This window comes from Pirellulaceae bacterium, assembly GCA_029243025.1.
GTDB lineage: Bacteria > Planctomycetota > Planctomycetia > Pirellulales > Pirellulaceae.
Genome location: JAQWSU010000054.1, coordinates 17,281 through 42,203, shown reverse-complemented (window position 1 = coordinate 42,203; position 24,923 = coordinate 17,281). Strand labels below are relative to the sequence as shown.

The 24,923-nt window shown below is 51.1% G+C and carries 14 protein-coding genes; 9 read left to right on the top strand and 5 right to left on the bottom strand.

Annotated features, from left to right (window positions below; translation table 11 throughout):
• The first annotated feature begins 428 nt into the window (after positions 1-428).
• The 5 genes from P8N76_26345 (at position 429) to P8N76_26325 (ending at position 8,288) form a co-directional block, all read left to right on the top strand.
• Positions 429-1,196 carry a phytanoyl-CoA dioxygenase family protein gene (locus P8N76_26345; GenBank protein MDG2385219.1) on the top strand — a complete coding sequence of 256 codons (768 nt, stop codon included), beginning with the start codon at positions 429-431 and terminating at the stop codon, positions 1,194-1,196.
• An 81-nt stretch (positions 1,197-1,277) separates the two neighbouring features.
• On the top strand, positions 1,278-4,112 hold the full coding sequence (locus tag P8N76_26340) for a PSD1 and planctomycete cytochrome C domain-containing protein (GenBank protein MDG2385218.1): 2,835 nt from the start codon (positions 1,278-1,280) through the stop codon (positions 4,110-4,112).
• A 27-nt stretch (positions 4,113-4,139) separates the two neighbouring features.
• Entirely contained in the window at positions 4,140-5,546 is a 1,407-nt protein-coding gene (locus P8N76_26335; protein ID MDG2385217.1) for a DUF1501 domain-containing protein, read from the top strand.
• 221 nt (positions 5,547-5,767) lie between these two features.
• Positions 5,768-7,195, top strand: coding sequence for a sulfatase (locus P8N76_26330; GenBank protein MDG2385216.1), 1,428 nt, complete (start codon positions 5,768-5,770; stop codon positions 7,193-7,195).
• A gap of 91 nt (positions 7,196-7,286) precedes the next feature.
• The gene (locus P8N76_26325) at positions 7,287-8,288 is read left to right on the top strand and encodes a sugar phosphate isomerase/epimerase (GenBank protein MDG2385215.1); all 1,002 of its coding nucleotides are present in this window, start codon (positions 7,287-7,289) and stop codon (positions 8,286-8,288) included.
• A 106-nt stretch (positions 8,289-8,394) separates the two neighbouring features.
• Here P8N76_26325 and P8N76_26320 read toward each other — a convergent pair whose 3' ends face one another.
• Complete coding sequence (locus P8N76_26320) at positions 8,395-8,892, bottom strand: hypothetical protein (GenBank protein ID MDG2385214.1); 498 nt, start codon at positions 8,890-8,892, stop codon at positions 8,395-8,397.
• Positions 8,893-9,648: 756 nt separating this feature from the next.
• Between P8N76_26320 and P8N76_26315 the strand changes: the two genes are divergently transcribed.
• A complete protein-coding gene (locus P8N76_26315; GenBank protein MDG2385213.1) occupies positions 9,649-11,067 on the top strand; it encodes a neutral/alkaline non-lysosomal ceramidase N-terminal domain-containing protein in 1,419 nt (472 codons plus the stop codon).
• Between the two features lie 211 nt (positions 11,068-11,278).
• On the opposite strand, the gene P8N76_26310 is transcribed toward P8N76_26315, so the two are convergent.
• Both P8N76_26310 and P8N76_26305 read right to left on the bottom strand, forming a co-directional pair.
• The gene (locus tag P8N76_26310) at positions 11,279-14,779 is read right to left on the bottom strand and encodes a HEAT repeat domain-containing protein (GenBank protein MDG2385212.1); all 3,501 of its coding nucleotides are present in this window, start codon (positions 14,777-14,779) and stop codon (positions 11,279-11,281) included.
• Between the two features lie 101 nt (positions 14,780-14,880).
• The gene (locus P8N76_26305) at positions 14,881-16,083 is read right to left on the bottom strand and encodes a cytochrome c peroxidase (GenBank protein MDG2385211.1); all 1,203 of its coding nucleotides are present in this window, start codon (positions 16,081-16,083) and stop codon (positions 14,881-14,883) included.
• Between the two features lie 481 nt (positions 16,084-16,564).
• On the opposite strand from P8N76_26305, the gene P8N76_26300 reads away from it, so the two are divergent.
• From P8N76_26300 to P8N76_26290, 3 genes are all read left to right on the top strand, one after another.
• Positions 16,565-16,987 (top strand): hypothetical protein, encoded by a 423-nt coding sequence (locus tag P8N76_26300; protein ID MDG2385210.1) that lies wholly within the window; start codon positions 16,565-16,567, stop codon positions 16,985-16,987.
• Between the two features lie 120 nt (positions 16,988-17,107).
• Positions 17,108-17,278, top strand: a complete 171-nt coding sequence (locus P8N76_26295) for a hypothetical protein (GenBank protein MDG2385209.1) — start codon at positions 17,108-17,110, stop codon at positions 17,276-17,278.
• 30 nt (positions 17,279-17,308) lie between these two features.
• A complete protein-coding gene (locus tag P8N76_26290; GenBank protein ID MDG2385208.1) occupies positions 17,309-17,458 on the top strand; it encodes a hypothetical protein in 150 nt (49 codons plus the stop codon).
• A gap of 372 nt (positions 17,459-17,830) precedes the next feature.
• On the opposite strand, the gene P8N76_26285 is transcribed toward P8N76_26290, so the two are convergent.
• On the bottom strand, positions 17,831-19,315 hold the full coding sequence (locus P8N76_26285; protein MDG2385207.1) for a YdiU family protein: 1,485 nt from the start codon (positions 19,313-19,315) through the stop codon (positions 17,831-17,833).
• 304 nt (positions 19,316-19,619) lie between these two features.
• On the bottom strand, positions 19,620-24,770 hold the full coding sequence (locus P8N76_26280) for an Ig-like domain-containing protein (GenBank protein MDG2385206.1): 5,151 nt from the start codon (positions 24,768-24,770) through the stop codon (positions 19,620-19,622).
• Positions 24,771-24,923: the final 153 nt, after the last annotated feature.

The following is a 24,923-nucleotide window of genomic DNA, read 5'->3' as shown; positions in this document are numbered from 1 at the left end:
GCGATCACAGCGCTCGCGAACAACGATGAAGAAGCGGTTTCTTTCTTCCATCACGCTGCTGCCCTCAATTATACTTCTCTTGCTTTGGCCAGCGAGCAACAGGTCGCCCTCCCCAACCATCGGCAAGTATAATCCTATTCTTCGGACCGCCTCTGATGATTAGAGAGTCATATAAGACGAATGGCAATGATTCAACAGAAGCTTAAAGCCGACAAACACGAGCATTATATTGGCGGATACAAACATTTGCCAATATGCCGTTTTTGACACCGAAGCATCTTTCGACACCACAATGAGGCTCGGCTTCGACGAATTGAATTTTGATTCATTTTTCAAATTGCACAAATAGGTGCTACGCCACAGCACACGAACTGTGACCGGATGCTTACATAACTAGGTTAACTAACAAAACAAAACTGCAAACTCTGATGCCTGGTCCAACAGAACAACTTGATGAATTCGGTCTTGTCGTCTTACCCGACGCAATGAGTCTAGACATGCTGGCCGATTTAAACGCCGGCATTGACAGGTTGTTCAAAGAAGAAGGGGATTCCGCTGGGTCAGAATTCAAACAAGAACCAGGCTGTCAGCGACTCGCCAATTTAGTCAACAAAGGCACTGTGTTTACTCGCGTGATAACAAACAAAACAGCTCTATCTTATGTCGCGCACGTACTCGGTGATTACAAACTAAGCAGCTTAAATCTACGAAGCGTTCCGCCTAATGGCAATTTCCGTCAACCGCTTCATGCCGACATGGGCGCCATCCCTGACGAGACAGGCTTTTGGGTCTGCAACGTTTTGTGGATGCTGCAGGATATAACGTTTGAAAATGGTCCACTTCGAATCGTGCCGGGCACACACCGCAGCAACAGATTACCGGAAAACGTGCTCGCAGATCCGTTCGAGGACCATGCTGACCAAGTCATGATAACCGGAAACGCCGGAACAGCAGTTGTCATGAACGCACATCTATGGCACGGCGGTATGGAAAATCGATCAACACAATCACGTCGAACACTCCATGCGTTTTACTGCCGGCGTGACAAACCACAGCAGCAGTACCAAAAGCGACTCATTGACATCGCGCTACAGAACGCGTTTACACCGAACCTACGAGATCTATTGGCGCTTGACGATACTGAAAACGATCGCATCAGCAACCGGATCACCAATACAAGTGGTTTCATGAAATGAGAAACCAGGTCACTTACGACACACACAATCGCAATTAATTGCACCCTCATTATCGTTTACTTTTCGTTACAATAGAGAACCATGCAAACACATATCACAATCTTTGTCCTTCTCACCAGCCTGATGCTGGGTGTCGTAAAAGTCCGGGGCGAAGAGTTTATCTCAACAGAATCCGAAATCCTCTTCGTACGTCGAGTTGCCCCCCTGCTACGTGAAAAGTGCCTCGGTTGTCACGGCGGCGATCCGAATGAGATCGAAGGCTCACTGGATCTCGGGTCGATGCCCGGTTTGCTGGCGGGTGGAGACAGTGGCGAACCGTCGGTCACGTCAGGAAAACCGAACGAGAGCCCATTGTATCTAGCCGCCACCCGTCAACATGACAACTGGTCCGAGATGCCCCCGAAAGAGGCCGAACGCTTGTCCGCGGCGCAACTCAAATGGCTAAATGATTGGATCCGTTCGGGAGCAGAATGGCCGAACGTTGAAAGAAAACGGGAGCTTGAACAAGAGTATGGCGATCAATGGTCTGCCGAGGATGGAATCGCGGTCACGACATCGGGAGGTTTGGATCGCGATTGGACAAATCGCAAATATGATCCAGCCGGATTGTGGGCATATCAACCTGTGACGGAAGTCCGTGTCCAAGGCAACAGAAATCCGATCGACCTACTCATCGGGCGAAAACTACCGGACGGATTGACCGTCGCACCGCGAGCCGATCGCAAAACGTTGCTTCGTCGTACCAGCTTTGATTTGATCGGTCTGCCTCCGACCCCGCCCGAGGTGAAAGCTTTTCTGAATGATTCCCGCTCCGACAAAGAGGCGTTTTCAGATGTGATCGAACGTTTATTAGCATCTCCCCATTACGGCGAACGAATGGCCCAACAGTGGCTAGATGTCGTTCGTTACGCTGATTCATCCGGATTTGCGAACGATTTCGAGCGAGGTAATGCCTGGCGGTATCGCGATTACGTCGTTCGTTCTTTCAACACAGACAAACCTTTTGATCGCTTTATTCGCGAGCAAATCGCCGGTGACGAACAAGAGTCGGCTAACTCTGAAATGATCATTGCCACGGGATTCCTGCGCATGGGGCCTTGGGAATTGACGTCAATGGAAGTGCCAAAAGTTGCGCGTCAACGCTTTCTCGATGATGTGACGAACAGTGTCGGTGAAACATTTCTTGCCCATTCGCTGCAATGTGCACGCTGTCACGATCACAAGTTTGATCCGATTCCGACGAGGGATTATTACTCCATTCAAGCTGTCTTCAGCACAACGCAGTTGGTCGAACGTAAAGCCAGTTTCTTAGAGCAAGAAAACAGATCGGGATTTGATGAGCAAGAATATCTCCAAAGAATTAGGCAAACACATCAGCAAACGCTCGCCGAACTTGATCGCCATTTATTGAAAGCTGCCGATCGCTGGTACCGAGAAAAAGGAACTTCGCCCGCGAAATGGAATGAGGCGATCGACAAAGCCAAGGCAAAAGGCATCACGAAAGGGCTTTTCAACCGAGCGAGAGGCACCTTAAGTGCAGCGGGGGTGGCGCAAAGCGAATATCCGCCGAAGAACCTTGACTTTACACCCGAGCAGTTTGGGCGAGAGCGAATTGCGCGCAAAGGACTCGCACGCCTCAACTGGGAATTCGAACGATACCAACCCTACGCACTCGCGGTCTACAACGGACCGACAAAGAGCGTTGGAAACGTTTCCTCGCCAACTCGAATTCCCGCTGCTCCCATGAAAAGGAGCAAGTTTGAGCAAACAGCCATTTTAACCGGCGGCGATCCATTTTCGCCCGGCGAACAAGTTTCACCTGGTACCTTGAGTGCAATCAACCATTTAGTTTCGACAACCATCCCCGACACGACAGACGGTCGTCGTACTGAATTTGCCAATTGGGTCTCTCACCCCAACAACCCATTGACGACGCGCACGATCGCAAATCGCCTCTGGCTTTGGCACTTTGGCAAGGCGATAGCAGGCAATCCCAATAACTTCGGATCGACTGGCAAGAAACCGACTCATCCGGAGCTCCTCGATTGGCTGGCTAGTACGCTCGTGCAGGAGGACTGGTCGATCAAGGCGATGCACCGCCGCATTCTCACGTCAGACGCATACTGCCGATCCAGCCAACATCCCCATCCAATGGATCTGCGTGATCGTGACCCTGAAGCCACCAGCTATGCAGCATTTACTCCCCGCCGACTGAGTGCCGAAGAATTACGGGATGCGATGCTGGCCGTTACTGGCGAGCTTAACACGACGCTTGGCGGTATCCCTTGTCGCCCGGAAATCAATCAGGAAGTCGCCCTGCAACCACGACAAGTCATGGGTACCTTTGCTGCCGCTTGGATGCCCAGTACACACCCCGAGCAACGGCACCGACGTTCCCTCTATGTACTGAAGCTCCGCGGACTGATTCCACCCTTCCTGGAAGTATTCAATCGCCCCGCACCTGACTTTTCTTGTGAACAGCGTGAAGCCTCAACGGTGACTCCACAAGTGTTCAGTCTATTCAATGGTCAGAACACACACACGCGGGCGTTAACCCTGGCAGCACGAGCAAGACAAGAAACCGACAACGATCGCGCTGCAGTCATTCGCTGCTTCCAGTTGGCCCTATCACGCGATCCCACGCCTTTGGAACTGGACGAGCTAACCACACATTGGCGTGAAATCGAGCATTCATTACCAAAATCTGCCCCCACCCGTCCGCTGCCTCCTGCCGAGATCGTTCGCGAAGCAATCGAAGAAAACACTGGAGAAAAATTTTCGTTCGTCGAACAACTTTACTCAAATGCTGACTTCGTACCGGATCTGCAACCCACCGATGTCGACCGTAAGACTCAAGCCTTGTCAGACGTTTGTCTTGTTATTTTAAATTTGAATGAGTTCCTTTACGTCTATTAGATTTCGACTTTCCTACGAGTCTAAAAAATGAACGACCGCCGTCAATTCCTTTACGGATTGGGCGCTTCCTTAGGAAGCCTTGCCTTCTCATCATTGCTCACGGAGGATTCGCATGCAGACGAATCTACTTCCGAAAAACAAAATCCACTCGCGCCCCGAGACGGCCATCTACCTGCCAAAGCAAAAAACTGCATCTTCCTAACGATGGAAGGTGGACCTTCGCACATTGATACTTTCGATCCGAAACCTGCTTTAAAAAATTTGCACCTACAAGAATTTGTTCGCCAGGGTGAGCAAAAGTCCGCCATGGAAAGCGGCAAGCGATATTTTGTACAGAGTCCCTTCCAATTCACCAAACAGGGCCAAAGTGGTGCCGACATGGCTGAGAATTGGGTACAGCTTGCCCAAGTGGCAGACGAACTTTGTTTTTTCCGCGGCTGCCAGGTTGACAGTGTCAACCATCCCACGGCAATGTACCAAATGAATTGCGGAAATCGTTTCGGCGGCGATCCGGGACTAGGTGCATGGGTTACCTATGGCCTTGGATCGGTCAATCAGAATCTACCTGGATTCTTGGTTCTACCGGAAGTCTCTTACCCACAAGGCGGAGCCGCCAACTGGAGTAATGGCTACCTGCCCGCTTTTTATCAAGGCACTCCGTTGCGAGCAACGGGATCTCCTATCCTTGACCTGCAACCGCCGAGGGACGTGACACCCGCACGTCAACGCAGAAACCTTGATCTGTTGACCCGAATGAACAAGCGACATGCGGATCAACATCCTGACCACGAGGAGTTGTCAGCCCGATTACAAAGTTATGAATTAGCTTTCCGGATGCAGATGGAGGTTCCGGATGCGATTGATTTATCAGGCGAAACCGAACAAACCCTATCGATGTATGGCATTGGAGAAGATGAAACGGACGCCTTCGGTCGAAAATGTTTACTCGCCCGAAAAATGGTTGAAAAAGGCGTCCGCTTCGTCCAGCTTTACAACGGCACATGGGATAGCCACGATTACATCGAACGTGCCCATGGCAATCTTGTCCGCGGAGTCGACCAACCGATCGCGGCGCTCATCAAAGACTTAAAGAACCGCGGCTTACTTGAAAGCACACTCATCGTTTGGTGTGGCGAATTTGGACGCACCCCCGACAACGGCGTGCGAGGTGGAGTCGCCTACGGACGCGACCACAACCCCAACGCCATGACAATTTGGCTGGCCGGAGGCGGCTGCAATGCCGGCCACACCATCGGAGCAACAGACGAAACCGGCATGCAGGCTGTCGAAAACGTGCATCATGTCCGAGATTTCCACGTGACGCTGCTGCGATTACTCGGGCTCGATGACAATAAATTAACCTACTACCACGCAGGACGCTTTAAACAACTCAGTCAATTCGGTGGCAAAGTCATCGATGAACTCATCGCGTAAAAATTCAGCAATCGTGACGTTTGATCCAAAACAGGTAATCCTCCACGGGATATCAACCCGTTGCGAAGACGGCATTCACCTTCCTCCACCGAGGAGCTATGAGGCAACGCGACAGGCCGGAACACCGATCGCTCCAACTTCGTCCGGCTTATCAGAAACCGCTGGCCAAACAGCAGGTGAATTTCCTTGAACTGCATCAGTCAAATCGGTTGGAACAACTCATGATTTTTAAAAGCTCGTTTCGCTTGATTGGTTTCTTGTTATTTGCACAGCTGCTCATGGGTTCTGGCGCCGCACTGTCACAAACGGCGACCGATCATCCACCAAATATCATCCTGATTTTTGTCGATGATCAGGGCTACTACGATCTGGGATGCTATGGCGCAACAGAGGTCAAAACACCGCGAATTGATCGAATGGCGCAGGAAGGTATCCGCTTTACCGACTATTATGCGGCCGCTCCAATCTGCAGCCCTTCGCGGGCAGGCCTGTTGACCGGATGTTACCCACGCCGCATTGGCAACGAAACCTGGGTGCACCGAGCTGATTCGCCATCCGGCATTCACCCCAACGAATTAACACTCGCTGAATTACTCAAAACGACCGGCTATGCCACAGCTTGCATTGGCAAATGGCACCTCGGCTTTAAGGCTCCATTCCTGCCACGCAGCCAGGGTTTCGATCACTACTTTGGGCTCTTGCACAATCTCGATCCAGTGGAAATCGTCTATTTCAATGAGGCCGGAGGGGTGCCACTAATCCGAAATGGTGATGTGGTTAAACGTCCAGCCGACCCGGCAGAGCTAACCAAACTCTATACGAATGAGGCCATTCAATTCATCGAACAAAATAAAGAGGGTCCATTCTTTCTCTACCTACCGCACACCATGCTTCACGTCCCACTCGGTGTCAGCGACGAGTTCCAGGGCAGTTCTGATTGGGGCGAGTATGGTGACGCCATCCAGGAACTCGATTACAACGTGGGTCTCATTTTTGATTGTCTGAACCGGTTGAAGATCGACGACAACACGCTCGTGATCTACGCCTCGGATAACGGCCGCGGGCCGGGACGCACGCCCCAACAGAAGATACGAGGAGGCAAACTTTCAACCTTCGAAGGAGGTATCCGAGTTCCCGCCATCGCTTGGGGGCCCAAACTGGGCATCCAAGCAGGCAAAAAATCGGCAGCCGTGGTTCGTGCAATGGACTGGTACCCAACCATCGCGACCTTTGCAGGCATCGAAATTCCTCCGCAGCGAGTTATTGATGGACGGGACATCAACCCATTACTGACAGGTGATTTTGATTCCGTTCCCCCTCCATCCATGAACCAGTCACTCAATGCGTCCGTCCCACTGCGGCGACGGTGGAATCCGCCAGGTGAATGGGAGCCATTAATTCAACGCGACGAATACAACGACGCATTTTTCTATCACGGTAGCCAGGGAGCGTTGGCCGCTGTGCGTTGGAACAATTGGAAACTTTATTTGAATCCCACCCTGCAACTCTACGACCTGTCCAAAGATCCGGGTGAATCCCAATTCGTACGCGATCGAAAAATCTCCCGTAAACTGCGAGGTATGGCGATTCTTTTCCAAGAGGAAATGCGACTCGACGCTCGCCCAGCAGGAGACCAATTCACACCCTAAGCCTTCCTCCACTTCGCTGCCTGTTCAATACTTCTGTCAGAAATTAGCTCGGTCCCAGAATCGAACACAAACATTAGACCAGGAGCATTCCATGAATGGGAACCGTCAGAGTCACCTAGAACGCTTAAAGTTCCAACGTCGCGAATTCCTCGCGATGAGCGCTGCACTTCTGGGCACGGCATGCCCGACACGCGCAGATGAGCGTCCCACACCCTATCTGCTAGGTGCTAACACGGCGATCTCTGGCTACGGTCTTTTTGACACGATCGACTTGCTACAGAACTTGGGTTTCCAAACAATCGAACTGCAGAATCTTGTCGGCACGCCCGATCCAACGCCCGGTCAATTCCCAGGATTTCGATTCAATGAACTCGATGATGATTTGAAAGTTCGCATTCAGGATGCAATCCAGAACTTCCAACTCGTCACAACTCACCTACCTTACAGCGGGTTAGACTATTTTTCACCGGGTGGCGAACAGGCTCGCAATGCAGTCAGGACAATGGAAACGTCTCTGGAGGCAACCGGATTTTTCGGAGCAAAGATCGGAGTCATGCATCCCAAACCGGGGCCAGACATGGGCCTGAAAGAAACCTGGCCACTGATGATTCGTCGAATTAGACAGTGGGGCGATTTAGCTAAGGCAGGAGGTTTTCAACTCGCATTGGAAACAGGCTATCCACTATCGGTGAAAGATTTTGTTCGACTCGTTCATGAAGTCGACCACGCCAACGTTGGAGCGGCGATCGACGTTGGGCATCAAGGGCAATACGAAGAATTATTACGTCGAGTGAAGCCAGAAGAACGAGCGACACCAGCCGGAATCCGAGCCTACAACGATATCAATTTAGAGCTAGCCGAACGTCTTGGTAAAAAACTGATCCATTTCCACATTCACGATATCGAACCCAAGACGTGGAAAGAGCACAAGCCACTGATTCATGGCTTTATCGATTATCCGCGCCTGATCCGACGACTCCGCGAACTCGATTATCAGGGGGCCCTTGTATTTGAAATTGGTGGCCAACCAGAACTGATGCCGGGCTACCTGGCCAACGCCAAACGCAAATTGGACAGCTATCTGCAACAGTAGTTACCGCTCAAATCAGATCACCATCCATTGGCATACCTCATTGGCATACCTCAGCCCCTGCCTAGTCGCTGATGTTTTTCGACAAGTTTTTTCATCGAAGAAGATATCAATCAGGAATCAAATAGTGAATTTTGACACCGTGCTTCGATTCAACGCGTACCGAGTTGTGGTCGCGATACTCCGGTTGCGTTGCTTGTGAATAAGAAACTTCTAGATTCGCGTCATCAATCCAGCGCAACTTGATGTTTGAGAATCCACTCCATGTCTTATGCTTTCCCAAAAGACCATTGCGTTGGTTCAAGGGGTCTGAAAATTTCCTCAGGCTCACATTGCTGTAGTTATATCCCGCGGCGCCTCCGCCTTCACAATTAAAACTCGTGGCGATCAATTTCCCATTGGGAGACAGAACTTCACTTTGAACGTTAACCGTGTCGTTAGCGACACGGTTATCACAGCCCGCAAGCACGAGTAAGCTCAGAACCAAAAGAGGCTTGACGAAAACTATTCCTCTCGCCTGCTTCGTAATCACCCGACAAACAACCACTGGAGAAAACTGACCGAGAAGGGCCCTCTTCGCTAGGGTTGTGATCAATTTATTGCACATGCTTACCCCACATCATGATTTAATCAATACACGTACTCAACTCTCACAAATTCCCCTGATGCATCATCTGGAACGACTAAGATCGATTTCCCAGATGGATCAAACCTGCATGCGAAACACTTTTTTGCAATGCTCGGCAACCGCGAATCGCTCATTTTTCAAGCGAGCAATCCAAACAGCCCTCATACGGCACAAGACGCCAGTTTGTTCAACAGTCTTCCCGGTACACTTTGAGGACACAAGACTAACGTCACGGCCCTCGCTCAACCATTCCGTGCCAGAGAAGTTTTCATTTCGTCTTTCGATGATCTTCAGACTTTTGACATATTTCAGCCGAGGTCCGCTCGGCAAAACGTGAGAAAGTTGCAGAGCTTGCTTCAAGACGCGAGAATCAACGGCAAGCAATTTCTGACCTCAATAAATCGGCTACCATCTGATTCGATTACATAAAAAGGTTGTGGATCCTATCCGACAAATGACTGCACCGAGAATGCCATGATTAAAAGCGCCATTTTTTGTTTCGTCTACTTTGCTTGTAGTGTCGCAATGGACGCAAGGCCTGCTACACGCTCAGAGCAAATCTCAATCGTGACCTCTGCTGCTCCAATCCCTCATCGAACGATTTCAAAAATGGTGAGTCCGGATGCGAGTCTTGCGGAGAGGAACATACGGCAGGTTACCGGGGAGTGCGGAGACAGCAAAGATGAAAGAATCAAGCGACTGAGCCGTATTGAGCCCCGTACTAGGCAAAGATTCTTGAGTATCGATGCAGCCGATTTCGCGACTGAAAAAGCGAGTCTGCAAGGTCACGCTCCAGGACAAAACATGGCATTTCTGTGTGAAACAGACGAACGCGGGACAGAAGAAGCATCCATTGACAAAACGCTAATCACCTCTCAGTTAACGGCTGGTACATCACAGGTTGACGTCACTCCTCCGGCGAAGCTGAACGCAACGCTAGGCGGTTACGGCGAACGCATGAGTCGTCCGGCAGAGGGAGTGCATGATCGCGTGTTTGTAAAAGCACTTGTCATCTCCGCTGGTGACACGAATCGCAAGTTTGCGCTACTCACAGCCGACATCCTGGCGTTCCCCCCTGCGTTTAAAACGGCCCTTGTGAAACGCCTCGCTAACGACGGCTGGGCAGCCGATCAAATTATGTTGTTACCCAGCCATTCCCACACAAGCATCGACTTGAATGCCATCAACCCCGCTAACTCGCTGGGCAACAAACAGATGGGTATCTTCGACAATCGCCTTTACAAGTGGACCTTGGAGCGTTGTCAATTGGCCGTTCAGCAGGCAGCTTGGAAACAAGTCGACGTCGTGGTCGGAACGGCATCGGAAGAAATGATTGGCTGGAACCGTAATCGGCGACAGCGCGACGGCTTAACAGACAAATCACTAACCGTGACGCGAATCGATCAAACTACCGGTCGCCCATTAGCCGTGCTAGTTACCTTTACAGCCCATCCAACATTCATGTCGGCCAAACAAATGCTCTTCTCCGGAGGCTGGCCTGGACACTTACAACGATCCCTGGAACGTACGATCGGCAAGAATGTCAATGTCATGTATTACAACGGTGCCGAAGGTGATCAAGCGCCCGTCGTTCGACCTGGCTCAGGGGATGATCGCTGGAAAGCTGCAGAACGATACGGGCAAGAACTGTCGCAATACGCGCACCAATTATGGACGAAGGTGAAGCCCAAACGCAAAGTAATCTTCGGCTACCATTCGGAGACGTTCGAACTCCCCGAAAGACGATGGCATCCCGATTTCATGAAAACAGGTGGCGATGAATATGGATTGAGCGAGGAACTTCTGCAGAAAATGTTGCCCGTGATGTTTCCCTCTCAAACGGCAAGTAGTTGTTTCCGTTTGGGTGATTTGCTGATTATCGGAGTCCCGGGTGAGATGGCTGCGGAACTCGGAATACAGATCAAACAGCACGCGATCCGGCTCAGCGGAACCCCGCATGTCACGGTAGGCGGTCTTGCCGACGCATGGGTCAGCTACATTCTTTCGCCAGAGGAATATGACCGAGGCGGTTACGAAGCGAGCGTAAGCTTTTATGGCCGCAACCTCGGTCCACGCATTGTTGAAGGCGCAAACGCTTCGGTCCAAGCGATGCACGCAACACAAGCAGACACTGGCAATACCGCTGAGAAGTAAAAACAGACGAGTTGAATGCTGAAAAAACAAAGCACACAAAACAACCGCCGCCCGACAAAATGGTCCACGTCGCCAAAAGACTCACTGTCTTGCACGCACGAGCCATTTGTCATCAGCAGCAACTTTTCTTGCCAGTCAGGATCCCACGCATCCCAACGCCAAGCAGATAAGATCGCGGCAGCCAACAAACAACCGCGTCGACGCGAGTCCACTACTTGGATGGAGTGCGGCGGGTCGCAAGGAATTCGACTAAATCGCGTAATTCGATCAATGTGAGTGTCTTGTGGAGATCGTCCGGCATCGCGGACTTCGGTGATTTCACAATTTCTTCAATCTGCTTCATCGGAATAGTGATCGGGGCCGCATCGACTGCTGCCGCGAGTCCATCTTGATGTCCACTCGCCTCGTTTTCCGTGGCGACTAGCGGTCGAATCGTGATCGACTCATTCGACTTGGCAGTCACAATTCCAGAGACCGTTTTACCGTCGACCGTCATCAGTGTAACCGCCTCATATCCCTGAGCGATTTGCGCACTGGGATTAACAATCGATTCAACAATCTGCAAACGTGACAAGCGGCGTCCCACATCGGACAGGTCGGGTCCGACAAGACTTGCACCCTGAGAATCAACACGATGACAACGCACACATTGGCTATTTTGATTTCGCAAGAAGATATTACGTCCGCGTGCCTCAGCCCCACCTTGTAGTACAGAACGATATTCGACGAGTACGGGATTATTCAACGACTGGCTGGAAAATTCTCGGTATTGCTGCAGCAAAGGTGCGATTTCAGCTCGACGTCGTTTCCGATCATTCCCGTGGATCGTAATGAGATTCGCACTGTCTTTGGCAGAGGTCAAAATATCCAACTCTAACTCATGGGAACTACGCCCTTCCGCCACGAGTTTCAGTTGACCAACAACCATTTCAAAGGCACGATCGGGCTCCATTCGCGCCAGTTGTTGCAAAGCGAATCGGCGTTCAAGCAGCTGACCATCCACCAGCGTCGCTTCGAAAATATCGAGTGCTTGGGAGGGCTCGTGGACAGCAAGCAAATCGCGTCCGGCAGCCCGAACTTCGGGCGTCGCATCGCCCAACGCATTCTGCATGACGTCTGCTACCGTTGCTGCATCCAGGAAAGAAATACTCCGAATCACCTCAGCTCGTTCAGCTGCAGGTAGTCGCGAGTCAGCAGCCAACTCGAGCAGGCTATCGGTGGCTTGATTGATTTCGTAATGCTGGGCCAATGCGACGGCAGCCTTTCTTACTGCAGTTGACCGGTCACGAACAAGTTCAGGGACAACACGTGCAGCCTCTTTCGCTGCAGCAGCTGAACTCCGAAGAGGCAAGGGCTGCCATGTTCCGGCAATCCGTTCTCGAGGAGACGGGACCGGCCACTCCGCGAGTAGCGATAAAGCTTCTCGTCGAATCAGTTCGGGGGCGTTTGCATTTGCAGCGACAGTCGCCACCCGACTAGCGTGCGACGGCTCGCCAAGGCGAAAGTTCGCATTCAAAACGCGAAGTGCAAGATCAACATCATTGATTGCTTCTTCATTACTTATCAATGCTGCCAAGTTCGGTAACATTTCTGGAATCGGTCCATCGTTGATAGCGCGAGCGGCTTCTAGAACCAACCGAGGATCAGGATCGTGCAGGAAGCTAGCAACTTGCTGAGTTTCCATACGGCTGGCTACCTGCAATGCGACCAGTCGAACCTGTGGATGATCGTGACTTGCCAGCTGCATAACTTCTTGTCGATGTTCAGCCGCGATTTCGGTCAACGCCATCACCGCCGCGTGCTGTATCCACTCGTCTACTTCTGAGTCAGTGATGATCAGTTCGGAGATCGCAGAAATAGTATTTGGACTCCCCGAACGGCCCAAGGCGAGCGTCGCAAAAAAACGCACCCGCGGGGATGGATCGGCGAGACATTGTTTCAGTGGCTCCAACATCTTCTCCATCGGCGTATCACGAAGCAAGCGAGCCACCGCAACTCGAATTTCTTCATCAGGATCACCCAACAGATTCGCAACTGGCGCAAGAACAGAAGCGGCTGTTTGATTGTGAGCCGAGCGTTGAATTTGCCCGAGTGCTCTCAGCGAATGCAAGCGAGCCATCCGATTTCCTGATTGAGCAATTGCCTGAAGCATTGTGATCCATTCAGGTCGGTCGACAACTGCAAACTGAGCCTTCAAACGGATTCGTCCATCGACATGTCCCAGCAACTCAGCTAACAATTCGTCCGACCATTCACCGGTCGGTTGCTGCATCAATTTCTGAGCTTTGGCCAGCTTTGCTTCCCGTTGTTTTTCAACGGCGCAGCTCATTTTCCAAATGCGACCCATTCCATCGCCCGACCAGCCCTCAATCCAATCAGCGATGTAAAGTGCGCCGTCAGCCCCAAACTCAATATCAGTCGGCATCATGCCAGAAATGAGCGGCTTCGAATCCACCATTTGAAATCCGGCACCCCGACGGTCGACCTTGAATTGCCAAAGATTGCTTTTGATCGCCGCGCCGCGAAAATCGACAATCAAAAATGCACCACGAGACTCGTCCGGAAAAGTGCTCAGCTCCGGTATCCTTACTAATCCGCAGGGACCTTCGGTCAAATGGCCAATGGCTGGAAGTACGGTGGGACTGCGACCGGCCTTATTTTCCCACAAACCTTCGCGCCACCAAGTCCGTTCAACGAACGGAGCCCAAGAAATCTTGTGTTGATCCTGCCATTGGTAAGACATCCGCCAACCGTAATCGGCTCCTTCGACAAGATAGAGCACTCGAGCACGATCATCCCCATCCGCATCATTGTCAACGGTAAACAGATTCCCAAACTCGTCGAACGCAAGCTCCTGAGGATTGCGCAAACCGGTCGCAAATACTTGAAAGTCTGATCCATCTCGTTCGCAACGAAAAACGGCGCCGGCATACGCATCGTGAAATAGATTGCCTTCCTTTGATTTGACATGATACCCACGGTCGCCAATGCTCCAATAGAATCGTCCGTCGGGACCTTCGATAATGCCGTGCAAATCGTGCCCATGTAGTGAGACCTTCACCCCAAAACCAGTAAGCACTTGCTCCTTTTCAGCCGCCATCCCGTCATCTCGCGAGCCTGTCAGTTTCCAGAGATGTGGGATATTCGTTACCCAGATGCCGTCTGGTCGAGCCAGTAATCCCACCAGGGCGCCATCGAGCACTTCACCGAATTCGGCGTAGGTTACCGATCGGTCAGCAACTCCGTCTCCATCGGAATCGCTCACAATGCGAATCCTGTCGGCATGCTCCGTGTAGAAGCTCATTGGCTTCTTCCCTGCCGCTGCCCATTTACGATACATGGCCAGGCGATCGTCCACTGTGCGAATCGCAAAGTCATCGTCCATCCAATAAGGATGCATGCGATCGTCTTCCGTCCCTTTTCGATTGCGAAAATGCTCTGCTACAAATAATCGCCCAGCTTCGTCAAAAGAAATAGCAGCCGGGTTTGCCACAAGCGACTGGTCTGCCCAGAGTTCGAAGGCGAAATTCTCTGGATACGACCAAGTTGCCTGAGCTGCTGACGGAGAAATCGCCGGGCTCACCGTTTCCTCTTCCTCATCGGCAAGCAATCTGCCACTGGCAAGCAGCTGCAAGACAAGGCAGATCAGGACGACACCCGTATTTTGATGATGCGCTGAAACGGAGATAAAGCAGAGGAAGTTACGAAACATCGTGTACAGCTTCTTTTCTGGGCAGCAGCGAAAATGCTCCGCTGCCGCATCAAGTCTTCGATTTTCCTCAACAGGATTTTAACGGCCCCGTACCTCACAAGCTATTTTTCCAGATCCCCTGCACCTGGAAATGATGGATCTAATCGGTGGGTCCAATCCGGAAAAAAAAAACGTTTGTCCTGAGTGCTCGGCACATTTTTCGGGGTTCGGGGAAAGAGGTCATCTGGCTTAATGTTCAACAAGGTGCGATCCGTAAAGGCATGCATGAGTGCAACCAAGTCGCTGACTTGTTGATCCGTCAGGCCAAGTTTTCCCATATCATCATGGTTAACGGTTTGGGGATAATCGGTCGGCCCCCAACGTTTTTTTTCTTCATCACGTTTATTGTAGAACTCGATCACGTCACGAAGCGTGGCAATCGAACCATTGTGCATGTACGGTGCAGTCAGCGCAATGTTACGAAGCGATGGAGCCCGAAATTGACCCAGTTCATCAGAATTCTTTGTGAGCGCTCCGAGTCCTGGATCCTTCTCTCCCCGAGAAGGCACGCCCAAATTATCGTATCCGAAGTCGCTAAGCAGCGGTTTCTCCCAGTTCGTGGGGGTAAGAAAATGACAGTCGGCGCATTTACCCTCCTCTCGAAACAGCTTGAGGCCACGCTTTTCAGCTTTGGTAAGAGCGTCGCGCTGACCAGCAAGGAAATTATCGATGCGAGCGTCAAAGGGACGAAACATAGGTTCTTTCAGGAACTCGACCAAAGCTCGAAACGCGTGGTAAGTCAACTGTTGATCGTCAGACCAGGCTTCTTCACCCATCCAGCTCTTGAAATCAGTGGCATAGGTCGCTGATCGCAACTTCGACGCAAGCGCATGCTTATCAGCCAGGTTCATCTCAGTGCGGTCAAAGAATGGCTGCTGTACTTGATCAAACAGATCACGCGCTCGTCCATCGTGAAAAAGTCCTCCCTCCCAGGCATAGATTTCCTCACCATCTTTCGTGAAAACATCCTCGTAAGCACGGCCCGGAATCAGCGCAGCGTACATGAGTGAAGGTGAATTTCGTTTTCCCTGCCGACCGGCTACTGCCCCTGGCGATACGCGTCTTGAATCGGCAAATGCTGCGGAAGCCTGATGACAGGAAACGCAGCCTTGCCCAGGCGGATTAGAAAGAGTCGTATCCAAAAAAATTTGCTTGCCGATTTCTGCTGCGGTCGTCGCCGCCTTGCCTTCCGTTTCGTTCGCGTTAGCAAGCGGTGGGTGCAATTGCACCAACGAGAGTCCAAACCCGATTAAGGTTGGGAGCATTCGCTTGCGTTCGGATTTCAGAATTACCTTTGCTAGACTCATGCTTCGAATTGTACCCACCGACCAGCAAAACGGAGAGAAATTCTGTCGGTTGTTTCAATTGGCTTGGATTTCTGGTGGGACCAGCGCCTCCAGAATCAGACGGAGGTAGGTCCAACGTAGAACTCTTCGATCGGAGCAGATGCAAATAATTTCAAACAGCTGCGTTCCAATTTTTTTCAAACACGATTTACAGGTAAAGTGACGCTCGCTTCCGACGTTTCCGAGAGTGGCCATCAGGATCATCTCCGCAACTGTTTCGGCCGGCCTGGGCCACCCTATTGCCAACAGAATTCGAATAAAATCCATGAGATCCACGCATACGTTTTACTGTTTCATCTACTGTTTCGTCTTCAGTGCACTGCTGCGCTGAACGGCCCCCTCCCTGCCACGACATTCGATGACGACGTCCAGTTCCTAAAACAGCATGTGGAAACTACATGTGCTGTCTTCCGCAGACCAATCGGCGCAAGTCGCCGTGGTGCCTGCTTATCAGGGACGTGTTATGACCAGTTCGGCTTCCAGCAATCAAGGCATGAGTCTGGGTTGGATCAACCGAAATCCAATCGCTTCCGACCAACGTGTTCCGCACATCAATGCCTTTGGCGGAGAAGATCGTTTTTGGATGGGCCCCGAAGCAGGCCAATTCTCGATCTTCTTCAAGCAAGATGACCCGTTCGACTTAGAACATTGGCAAACGCCTGCTCCGATTGACACTGAGCCGTATCCCATCGTGAAGAAAACTAAGAACCAAATAACATTCAAGAAGAATTTCAAACTCACCAACTATTCCGGAACGATTTTCTCGATCGATCTCCAGCGGAAAATCAAGCTACTCTCGCGAGCCAACGTTGCTGCAACATGAAAGACTTCGGTTCCCAACAGCTTATCGCTCGTCGCCTATCAGTCAGAAAACACCATCCGCAACGCTGGCAACAAAGCATGGCAGAAAAATACTGGATTGCTCTCAGTTTGGATCTTGGGGATGTTCAACCCGTCCCCGACCACAACGATCGCCATTCCGTTCCGCCAGGGACCGGCATCCAAACTCGGAGCGATTATGAACGACGACTACTTTGGCAAAGTGCCGGCCAAGCGACTGAAGATCGCAGCCAGCTACGATTCGGACAACCAGCTATTAACCCTTGTCCAATAGAATCAGCCCGCTGACCAGTATGTGAACTCGATGTGGAAATTACAGGACCAACCCTATGCGGGCGACGTGATTAACAGCTACAACGACGGCCCCCTCGAGCTAGGCAAGCCGGGATTAGGGCCATTCTACGAGCTGGAAACTTCTTCCCGCGCGGCCGCTCTTGGCCCCGGAAAAGCTTGACCCACATTCATCGCACCTTCCATTTCCAAGGTGAGGAGTCCGACCTCAATGCGATCGCAAGCAAACTGCTCGGCGTCAGTTTGGAAACGATTAAATCAGCTTTGTGATCAACGCTGCAGCATCCTAGGGCTTTCCAGAAATGTCAATTCCGGCACTTGAATCAATTCAAAATTAATCACGCAAAAAATCGTTGGATTCTAAGAAGCATCAACCAAGAGGATTGCGCGGCATTTTACTTCGTTACAGTGAATTGGCCCAACTCAGGCGAACCGATGATGGGGCATTTCGCTTTTTGCAGAACGGCCCCAAGACCTTTGTTTTGATTGATAACCGGCGCAAAAATCCGCCAGTCTCGGGTCCGGCGTTACGAGATCAAGTTCCGCAAAAGGTTCGGTAGGGCGCCAACCCGGTTGGTGGTGGACTACGGTATTCGGCATATTTTTCATCACGTTCATAGGTGGAATCCATTGCAGTCAGCAGTCGATTCATCACCGACAAATCATTATCAGAAACAACTGCCGCCAAGGCTTCCTCCACTCGGTGATTGCGAGGAATCACCGATGGATTCACTGATCGCATCAACGCTTCGCTTGAGCTTGAATCTAACGAATCCCGCTCGCAGCGTTCCGAATAACGTTGGTACCACGTTTGAAATATTCCGTCTTGATAGCGATCGTCACACAACTTCTTCGTTGAGAGATGATCAAAAGTCACGGTGAAATCGGCATTCGCGTTTTGCATCCAATTCAGCAGTCCTTCGATCATTTCGAGATCATGCTCTTCCTCTGACTGCAATCCCAACTTTCTCCGCATTCCATCCATCCAATACCGCTGATAACACGGCAGGTAATCCTTGAGCACATCGGTTACCATCTCGACTGCGGCCTCGGCCTTATCATCGATCAAAGTGAGCAACGTTTCGGCAAATCGTGCCAAATTCCACTGTCCGATCTGAGGTTGATTGCCGTAGGCGTATCGACCACCGTGATCGATAGAACTAAAGACAGTGTCCGGGTCATAGTGGTCCATAAATGCACATGGTCCAAAATCAATCGACTCGCCGCTAATCGTCATATTGTCCGTATTCATCACACCATGAATGAATCCAATTTGCTGCCACTGCGCAATCAACGCCGCCTGTCGATCCATCACACGTCGAAAAAACTCGAGGTATGTTTTTGGATGGCCCACTAAGTCCGAATCATGCCGGTCAATGGCATAATCGACCAAGGCTTGCAGATTTCCAATTTCTTGGCGGGCGGCAGCGTATTGGAAAGTACCAACCCGTAAATGGCTCGCGGCAACGCGCGTCAGAATCGCTCCGGCTAAAGGTGTTTCACGTTGGACAACTTCCCCCGTGGTCGCAACCGCGAGACTGCGCGTCGTTGGGATCCCCAGCATAGCTAGCGATTCGCTAATGATTAACTCGCGAAGCATTGGCCCCAATGCAGCTCGCCCATCACCGCCACGCGAAAATGGCGTTCGCCCCGCACCTTTGAATTGGATGTCAAGCAGTTCCCCAGTCGGCGTACGCTGCTCTCCAAGCAGAATAGCACGCCCATCTCCCAACATGGTGAACCCGCCGAACTGATGCCCCGCGTAAGCCTGGGCGATCGGTTTCGCTCCGGGAGGCATCCTTTGTCCTGTCAGTAGTCGTGCTAATTCGGATTGGGGTAAATCAATCAAATCTAAACCAAGCTGTGATGCGAGGCTTTGGTTCCACGTGCAAACCTCTGGAGCCGCGACGGGCGCCGGATCGACCTCCTGAAAAAACACATCGGGAAGTCGTGCATAGGAATTCTCGAGCTTCCAACCGGCGTCAAACTTGTCTGTCGATGAAGGTGATTCAGAACGCAATTCTTTTTCTCCGCAGCTATTTACTCCAACTTGTCCGCACTCGATTTTACAAACGTTGGGTCCGAAGACAAAGCCGTTCCTCAACGATCTTCCTCGGGTTCGAATAAATCTCCCCAAACTGCCCAAGCGAATTCAACCGGTCGGGCTGGCGATTCCCGTGACTGTGCAGCGGAATTGGATTCAGGATATTCCGACACGAAATCAAATCGAATGGCTCACACAAACCACAGATTTCATTGGGGATTGATCGCAGGAACCACATTCATGGCAGCTGAATCAACAACCAGCGATAGAATCGCGGAGATTATTCTTCATCATCTTCGGCCGCAAAAAGTGCATCAATCGCAGCGGCTATTTGATGATCCAACGGTTTTCCAGCAGCGACAAAGGCACCAACCTGAAACGCCAGCACAAGATCGTTCGAGTTAAAGTCGCCATCGCCATTCCAATCTCCCTCCTCAAAAATGGCGTTCTTCGGAATGTGATCTTCGTATTTGCCAGCTTGAAAAACCAGCACGAGGTCGCTCGGGTTAAAGACACCGTCGTTGTTGACATCTCCGACAATTCGCGATGCGCGTCCCGGAGAACCACCGGGAAGCGAACTTGCTCGCCAGGATGCGGCCAGCTTCCAGCTATCAAGATTGGGATTTGCTGGATCCAGGATCTCTAAAGATCGGCCTCCACCATCCGTATTCGGGTACCACTCATCATCGTAACTAAATTGCTGCAGTGGTTGACCGTCAGCCAATAGTGTCAGTAACTCACCGGCATTACTCAAGCGACCACTCCATTGACCAACGACAGGTAGCTCAGTGCCATAGCGGAATTCAAATGCCGCCCGATCTTCGACCACGACAACACGTTCTCCTGCCTCCAAGCGTACCACCTCAGCTGCGGCAAAATCGAAATCAACTCCTACCTTCCTGCCTTCAACGTCGGTTCGCACCAATTCGGCACGGCCAAGATCAAGCGTTTGCTCTGACGTGTTAACCAACTCGATAAACTCAAAGTCATCGGCGTTTTCAAACCCTGCCGCCACTTCCACATCAGAAGCGGGCAATGGGTGATAGTGAACTTCGGAAATGCGCAAAGCGATTGGGCTAACTGCTTCGCCTACCTGAAAGTGAGCATCGCTCAATGCACTCCATTCAGCCCCGGTCCAAACCCGTGCCATAACTCGCGTATCGACCTGGAAATCGAGTCGTTGATTGGGCAACCATTCGCGCGCCTTCGCACCGATTGCACCGCCAATTTCCCGTGGATCCTCTCCGTCCAGCGTGTAGTAGATCACTCCTGTTGGCGTTGCCATCTCGAGCGAAAATCCAACATCAACCAATCCACCATGTTGATTCAATTGCGGTGCTTCGACGCTTGGATAAAGGCCACGTTTCCGGAATTGGTTCAGAACGACTTGTGTGCGTTGACCCAGAAAAGTATTCAGGAGCCAATCAACTTCTTTTCGCCAGGTATCCTTTGTGAGTGGTGGTTCGTTATGTTGATCACCCCACCTCGCGGATTCAGCGACAATCGCTGTGTTGATCTGTTCCACGCGTGCCTGCATTAAGGCTTGAGCCCTTTCCCGAGTTACTGCGCCACCGTTGAAAAAATGTTTCTGAATACGATCAGCAAACCGCAATTGATATTCCGGCAAGGCGTCCAACTGCTGATGCAGATACTTTGGATTAAAGGAACCGAAAGCTCGTCCGGCGGGATCATCGCGAGTTTGATCGTCCCTTGCCGACAACATATTGTGCTCATTGTCATGAGCAACAAACTGCCAACCATCTCGCGTATTAGGATTACGAATGGCCCAAAAATTGTTAGCCGATGCATTGCCTAACGACGTGGGCATATCTTGATTGCCGGTGAACATGTAGTTGATGGCAAAATCAATCACATTGTCGACTTGAACATGCACCGGCAGATTGAGATTATCACTTCCATCAGGGTTTTTCCCCTGAATCAAGAAGTAATCTTCGAGTGACTCAAAGCCACGATGGGCAATTTCCCAAAGATCTCGCCAAGGCTGAAGTTCGCCGTCGGTCGCCTGAAGCGTTCCCCCACTGGCTTTGATCACGTCATAATCCGCAGCCTCACCTCCTAAGTAGGTTTCGGCAAAAGAGGCCTCGGGGCGTTCTTCCGTTTGGTAAAGGCCCCAGTATTGTCCGTTCAAATACAAATGATAATAACGCCCGCGGGTGTAAGGCTGACCAATTTCGCGCTGCAGGTCTCGGGAAAAAATATCTCTCAAAAAACTGTTTCGCGTTTCATCATTAAAGGTGTCGTTACTCCAGGCATAGTTTTGTGCCGTCCGCAGATCGATGGCACGAAATTCATCAGTGCCTTCAGAATCAAACAGCGGAAAGTTCAGTACTCCCTCGTACTGATCACGAAAGAACAATCGAAACGAATGTTTGGGGTTAAATCCGCCCCGACTAAAACCGCCACGGATACGAAGTCCCGCATCAATCTGAAAACCGCGGGTTCCATCCGGATAAACCAACTCTACCGAAGCCGGTCGCTCCCAGTCGCGACCATCCTGGGTCGGATTGACATAGATTCCCTTCTTGCCGGTCAAATCATCCTGCCCCAACACAATCGAAACAGAGGGAATTTGAGTCAATGCATCCGACAACTGTGGTCCCCACGTCGGATCATTCACGATTGCGGGATCCATGCCATAATCAAATACTTGTCCTCGCACGGGACGATCGGGCCAACCGTTGGGCGCATCACCACTGGGCGATTGCCGCATGATGTCAGCCAAAAACAGATAACTGTGGGTCGTGATCGGCGCCGGCAGGGATTGGTTCCCCCAAGCTGTCGCTCGTAATGTGGTCGTAGACGAAATAGAGATGGGACCGGTATAGTCGTTACCGTTATCTTCTGTCGGCTCCGATCCATCCAACGTGTAACGAATACGAGCGGTAGGATCCTCACTGGCAATCGTGACTTGAATCGGTGAATCATAAAATCCATGAATCGGATCGACAGCCACTTCGTTCATTCGATCGAAGCGTGCGTTCAGGTTTTCCTCACCGGGCGTCGGCTTAGCAAAATAGGAAGGTTGCTCATCTAATCTTCCGTAAGAGATGTCCAGTAACTGTTCCGGAGGGTTCTCAAATCGATCGATTGTCGTTCCCGATTGATTTGTCAGCCCTAAATACTCCCCCTGATTGCCAATTTTAAAATTCGCATGCAACAAGCCTCGCTCATCGAGTAGGGGATCGACGACATCCAGTCCAGAGGCAAATACAACCAGGAATTCGCCAGTCGGAATGACTGAACCAGCTGGAAATTCCCACTTCATCGGAGCTGCAACATCGTCCGTTAGATAAATACCCGAGATATCCAAATCGACGTCGAGCAAGTTTTGAATTTCAATCCAATCGAAAAACTGATCAACTCCTCGAAATCGACTTTCTACCGAATCTCGTAAACGCGTTGGCACGGTTTCGGAGTTCACAGCCAGAAACTCGCTAATGACTACCGGCCGCGCAGCGACCTGGACGAAAACAAACGTCTCCTCGGAATCAGTAACACCATCGTTGGCAACATACGAAAACGTATCCCGTCCTTCGAATTCGGTGTTTGCCTCGTAAACAAATGAACCGTCTTGCTGCAGCACAACCGTACCGTTGGCGGGGCGAGTTAGCAGACGAGCTGCGAGGCTCTGACCCTCCATGTCAAAGTCATTTGACAGTAAACCTGTATCCGCGGCAATCGCCAATACCTGACCTGGCAGAGCAAAATACCTATCAACAGCAGCTGTCGGCGGATCATCAACGATTTGAACGCGAATCGTGACAGTCGACACCTCTGATTCTTCAAAACCATCGAAAAGTTTATATTCAAATGTATCGACACCTGAGTATTCAGCATTCGGGGCGTAGAAAAAACTACCGTCAGGCTTCAACTCCAATGTGCCGTTCTTTGGATCCGACAGCAACGTTGCCGAAAGAACGTTGTCAGTCTGCGGATCCAAATCATTGGAGATCACCCCTTCGATCGCATCGACAACCAACAACCCGTCCTCTGCAATAACGTAATGATCATCGACAGAGATGGGTGGCGTGTTGACTCCGATCGTCACTTCGACAGGTCCCGTGACCGTTGTCCCATCGTGAATCTGATAGGCAAACGTGGCGGCACCTTCAAAACCATTCGAATCGTAGACAAATGCTCCATCCGAATTCAGCGAAAGAGTCCCAGCGTTTACTGGGCGAATTTCAGATACAGTCAGATTCACACGATCTGGATTTCCATCGTTGGCCAGCAAACCGATAAGGGCAGGAATCTGGAGCAACTCCCCCGGCAATACCTGGTAAGTATCGGCAACGGGTTGGGGAGAATCGTAACTTGGAAGTACGTTAAGTGATACCGTAGCAATGGGCGACGAGCGATGATCTTTCGCCGCGTAAGTAAAGCGATCTATGCCAAAAAAATCTTGGGGAGCCGTATAAACAAAGGAACCGTTTTCGGCCAAAGCGACCGTACCGACTTTCGGTTCACTTATCAATTCTGCAGTGAGAGGGTCACCCTCAAGGTCCCAATCATTCGCTAACACCCCGCTCTGCACATTGACAGGAAACAACAACGCATCTTCTCGAAGTTCATAGGTATCGTCATGCGCCTGCGGCAGGGTATTTTGATAGTAAGCGTCTATCTCAGCCCGCAGTTCCACGATTTCAGTTCGGTTTAGTGCGCCGTTATAAAGTCTCACCTGGGCAATATCACCATGAAAGGGCAAACGTCCCTCGGCTAAGGCACCGAAAGTTAAATCGAGATTACTGCGTTGTGTCGAAGGAGCATCATCCCGATAATTCATTTCCTGATCATCCACCGACAAGGTAAGCGTAGCGCCTGAACGCGTGACGATCGCTGTGTGAAGTCGACCGTCATTCACCCCTGAGACGGACGAAATAACGGTACGGGGCTCGAGGGCAAAGCCACCGCCCATGCCAGTCGTCACTTGCCCCAAAGCATTGACGCTCAAACCCCAATCATGCCCAAATCCCATCCGATTTGCATCCACGATTCCCGTGTGATGAAACCACTGATCATCACCACCCACTAACTCAGTGTCGTCGGTGCGAAACACAACAACGACGCTGAAATCATTCGCTTCGGACAATGGATTCTGCCTCGAATCAACCACCAACGTATCGACACCGTCGTTGCCATTGAATCGAACCAATGCCCTGCCACTTGACGGATCGAACTCCATGGTCGGCGATCCCGATGCACGCGATTGCAAATCGGCAACCGAATCAATCCATTCGGTTACCACCGTTCCCGCTTGAAGATTCGCTGACAAATCATCGGCCAACCAATGCGCCGTCAAATCGCCTGCGAGTAACAAGCGTTGCTCCAAACGGTCGACGGACAAACAACGCCCCTTTAGTCGTCGCCGCTTTTCCGATGAGAGATAATTGGATCCGCGGGGCCTAATCATATAAATCTCACAAGTAGAAAGGTGAACACTCCGCGAACCCGGCCTCCCCCGCAACAATAGATCCGCGAATAGCGCTCAATCAATTTGATTCCTGAATAGCTGGAAGCCAAAATCGCACTCAAAATGGGCCTCTCGCAAATCTTACTTCATCAC

What these genes read in the sequence shown, in the direction of transcription:
- P8N76_26345 (MDG2385219.1), top strand. Translation starts at nt 429, where the DNA reads ATGCCTGGTCCAACAGAACAACTTGATGAATTCGGTCTTGTCGTCTTA.
- P8N76_26340 (MDG2385218.1), top strand. Translation starts at nt 1,278, where the DNA reads ATGCAAACACATATCACAATCTTTGTCCTTCTCACCAGCCTGATGCTG.
- P8N76_26335 (MDG2385217.1), top strand. Translation starts at nt 4,140, where the DNA reads ATGAACGACCGCCGTCAATTCCTTTACGGATTGGGCGCTTCCTTAGGA.
- P8N76_26330 (MDG2385216.1), top strand. Translation starts at nt 5,768, where the DNA reads ATGATTTTTAAAAGCTCGTTTCGCTTGATTGGTTTCTTGTTATTTGCA.
- P8N76_26325 (MDG2385215.1), top strand. Translation starts at nt 7,287, where the DNA reads ATGAATGGGAACCGTCAGAGTCACCTAGAACGCTTAAAGTTCCAACGT.
- P8N76_26320 (MDG2385214.1), bottom strand. Translation starts at nt 8,892, where the DNA reads ATGTGCAATAAATTGATCACAACCCTAGCGAAGAGGGCCCTTCTCGGT.
- P8N76_26310 (MDG2385212.1), bottom strand. Translation starts at nt 14,779, where the DNA reads ATGTTTCGTAACTTCCTCTGCTTTATCTCCGTTTCAGCGCATCATCAA.
- P8N76_26305 (MDG2385211.1), bottom strand. Translation starts at nt 16,083, where the DNA reads ATGCTCCCAACCTTAATCGGGTTTGGACTCTCGTTGGTGCAATTGCAC.
- P8N76_26295 (MDG2385209.1), top strand. Translation starts at nt 17,108, where the DNA reads ATGTTCAACCCGTCCCCGACCACAACGATCGCCATTCCGTTCCGCCAG.
- P8N76_26290 (MDG2385208.1), top strand. Translation starts at nt 17,309, where the DNA reads ATGTGGAAATTACAGGACCAACCCTATGCGGGCGACGTGATTAACAGC.
- P8N76_26280 (MDG2385206.1), bottom strand. Translation starts at nt 24,770, where the DNA reads ATGATTAGGCCCCGCGGATCCAATTATCTCTCATCGGAAAAGCGGCGA.